Genomic DNA, 519 nt, shown 5'->3' with positions numbered 1-519 from the left:
TTACCGCTCAGGTATTCTGAAAGACCATTATCCCAACGTAGGCCGAAGCATTGTTGTAGGTAACCCTTACGCATATCTGCATCAATAAGAAGCACTTTTTGACCTGTTTTCGCAGCAACGGCTGCAAAGTTGGTCGAGACAAATGTCTTACCAATAGAAGGCGCTGGACCGGAAATCATAAGCACGTTGTTTTTCGCTTCCATCATTGCGAAGTGCAAACTGGTACGTAGGCTTCGAAGAGCTTCGATAGATAAATCTGCAGGGTTCGCTTCAGCAAGTAAAACCAACTCATTGTTGCCTTTGCTTTTATTGCGCTTCCGTTTGCTTGCAAACTCTAGCTGCTGAATAGACTTAGGCACGCTTGCATATACCGGAATGCCCATTTGCTCGATTTGGTCAGGCGTTTCTACACCACGGTGGAAGGCTGCGCGAATCAATACGAATGCAACGCCAGCCATACCGCCTAGCAACGTCGCCAAAACAACGATGAGTGCTTTTTTCGGTTTTATTGGTTTAGAA

General features: G+C 46.1%; 1 protein-coding gene. It reads right to left on the bottom strand.

Features of this window, described 5'->3' with window-relative positions:
- Window positions 1-519 (bottom strand): GNVR domain-containing protein (locus R7Q46_RS30275; RefSeq protein ID WP_318078729.1); only part of this gene is annotated, 519 nt, incomplete at both ends.

This window comes from Vibrio sp. 811 (genome assembly GCF_033339195.1).
This window is presented reverse-complemented; position numbering and strand designations above follow the sequence as displayed.